Genomic DNA, 2,448 nt, shown 5'->3' with positions numbered 1-2,448 from the left:
AGAGGGCGGTATGTGGCGTGATGCTGCGTTTGTTGTCGCTGGAACGTGTGGCGCAGGCGTATCGGGGCTGATCGGGGGGCCCTGTCGTGCTGGAGTGTTCCTCGTGAGCGATCGCCAGCCCTATAAGAGCGACTTATCCGATGAGCGGTGGGCCCTGATCGAACCCGTCATCGCCTCCTGGAAGGCTCAGCATCCCTCCGTCAGCGGCCATCGGGGTGCCTACGAGATGCGGGAGATCGTCAACGCCCTGCTCTACCAGTCCCGTACCGGCTGCCAGTGGGACTACCTCCCCCACGACCTGCCCCCGGTCGGAGCGGTGAAGTACTACTTCTACAAGTGGCGCGACGACGGGACCGACCAGACCATCCACGACCTGCTGCGCTGGCAGGTCCGCGAGAGCCGGGGGCGCAAGGCCGACCCGAGCCTGGTGGTGCTCGACACCCAGAGCCTGCACGCGGCCGCCGGGGTGCCCGCCGACACAACCGGAAGGGACGCGGCAAAAAAAGTCCCAGGCCGCAAACGCGGCCTGGCAGTTGATGTTCTCGGTCTGGTGATCGCGGTGGTGGTACTGGCCGCTTCCGCGCACGACAACGTCGCCGGCATCGCCTTGCTGGACAAGGTCGCCGCCGACACCGACACGGTGCACAAGGCCCTGGTGGACCAGGGGTTCAAGACCGCCGTCGTCGACCACGGGCAGATCGTGGGCATCGACGTCGAAGTCATCGAGCGCAACCCGGCAGCCAGAGGGTTCGTCCCTCAGCCCAAGAGGTGGGTGGTGGAGCAGGTGAACGGGATCATGATGCTGCACCGCAGGCTGGTACGGGACTACGAGCACCGGCCCGCCTCCGCCGAGTCGAGGGTGTACTGGGCCATAAGCGACCGGATGACCCGGATGCTCACCGCGACCTCCGCTCCCACTTGGCGCGGCGCATGAGCAGCAGCGACCTGACCTTGGGAGCGGTGCTGGCGCACCTGGAGGAGCAAGAGCGCGAGATCGCCGCGCAGGCCGAGGCCACGCGAGGACGCATCGCGGAACTCGCCGCGCAATTGGAGGAGTTCGACCGGCTCGCCGAGGAAGTACGCATCACCCGCAAGACCCTGCTGGCGCTCCCTGATCCATCCCCGCCGACGCCGCCGGCCGCGAAGCTGCCGGACCATCCGGCCTACCAGCAGATCATGGCGGTGTTCGCCGCGGTCGACGCCCCACTGCGGGCACGGGCGGTCTGCGAGGCGATGGATCTGGAGATCGCGCCCAACAACGTCAACAACGTCCGGCTGAAACTCAAGCGGCTGGCCGACCGCGGGATCCTGACGGAGACCGAGCAGGGGCTGTTCACCCTGCCGCGACCGTAACCTCGGTCGCTGACATCGGGCATCAGCTCGCTCGTCGCCCTGCGAGCAAGTCCTGGAGTGACTGGGACTGGAGCTGCAGGGGCGCAGCCATGTCACCGAAGGACTTGCTGAACGCTTGCGGCGACCGCTCCAGTTCCATGAGCACGTGCTCTGCAGTGTCGTTGCCGGCAAGGTCGGGCGCCAGGGCCGCGCAGACCCGAACGCCTGCATGCGGGTCAGTCAGCCAGGGGCGCGTGTCGCCGCCGAGGTGACCGATGGCGATCACCATCGTCGCCAGGTCGTGCGAGGAATCGGAGGCTACGGCCATCGACGTCAACTGTTCCAGCAGCTCCGGACGCTGCGCGGATGCTGCGGGATGCCGCGCCAGTGACCCGACAGCCGCGGCGGCGCATGTCCTGCGCCTGGCGCGTTCCGACGCGAGGTATGGCAGTGTTCGCTGCAGCAGCACGGGAACCACGTCGAAGCAGGCGAGCGCCGCCTGATCGAGGACGAGTTCACCCAGCCCTGTGCCGTCCTGCCACATCCGGGCCCGGCCATCCGCATCAGCCGACACGTACTCGACCGTCCAGCCCCGCAGCTCCGGCGCGCGGTCCTGGACCCGAGCACGGATCTCCGTCGCCTGGTCGCCGAGGTCGGCGGCGACGCCGACCACGTACAGATAGGCGAGCATGGCATCGGGCAGCGAGGGATCGTCGAGCCCCAGCAGGGGGTTGTCCAGGAGCTCGGCGACAAGCATCGCGGTGGGCGCCGTCGCAGGCCATGCCTTGCCCTCGCGGCGAAGCGTCGCCGACCACAGGTGCGAGTACCCGTCGACAGAAGCCCGCGCATCCTTGCCGAGGAGAGCTGCCAGGTGCCGCGGCGTGTCGCTGGCAGGTCCCGAGGCATGGAACAAGCCGGACCAGTCCACGCCATGCGTTCGGTCATCCACAACGGGGATCGTGCCACAACACTTCGTCGTGCTCACGGCCCGGACTCACTCCGGATCGGTGGACATGTTCGCCCGGCCCGGCACGCTCACTCCTCACGCGAATACCTGGCCCGCCAACCCCACTCAACCCAGCCACGAACCGGACATCAGCTTGCGTATCGCCCACT

Annotated in this window: 3 protein-coding genes; 2 read left to right on the top strand and 1 reads right to left on the bottom strand. The window is 67.9% G+C overall.

The annotated features are described in order from the left end of the window. Positions 1–103: 103 nt before the first annotated feature. Together ACIQVL_RS51515 and ACIQVL_RS51510 are read left to right on the top strand one after the other, a co-directional pair. Positions 104–934, top strand: a complete 831-nt coding sequence (locus ACIQVL_RS51515) for an IS5 family transposase (RefSeq protein ID WP_403479312.1) — start codon at positions 104–106, stop codon at positions 932–934. After that, complete coding sequence (locus ACIQVL_RS51510) at positions 931–1,353, top strand: hypothetical protein (RefSeq protein WP_403479311.1); 423 nt, start codon at positions 931–933, stop codon at positions 1,351–1,353. The genes ACIQVL_RS51515 and ACIQVL_RS51510 overlap by 4 nt, the downstream gene beginning before the upstream one ends. A gap of 22 nt (positions 1,354–1,375) precedes the next feature. On the opposite strand, the gene ACIQVL_RS51505 is transcribed toward ACIQVL_RS51510, so the two are convergent. Beyond that, a complete protein-coding gene (locus tag ACIQVL_RS51505; RefSeq protein WP_403479310.1) occupies positions 1,376–2,317 on the bottom strand; it encodes a hypothetical protein in 942 nt (313 codons plus the stop codon). Between the last annotated feature and the right edge of the window lie 131 nt (positions 2,318–2,448).

Origin of the sequence: Streptomyces sp. NPDC090499 (genome assembly GCF_044769305.1) — a bacterium.
Lineage (GTDB): Bacteria > Actinomycetota > Actinomycetes > Streptomycetales > Streptomycetaceae > Streptomyces.
Note: the sequence above shows the minus strand (reverse complement) of the source record. Positions and strands in the feature narration are given on the sequence as shown.

Coding starts and splice junctions, on each gene's coding strand:
- ACIQVL_RS51510 (WP_403479311.1), top strand. CDS start 931: ATGAGCAGCAGCGACCTGACCTTGGGAGCGGTGCTGGCGCACCTGGAG.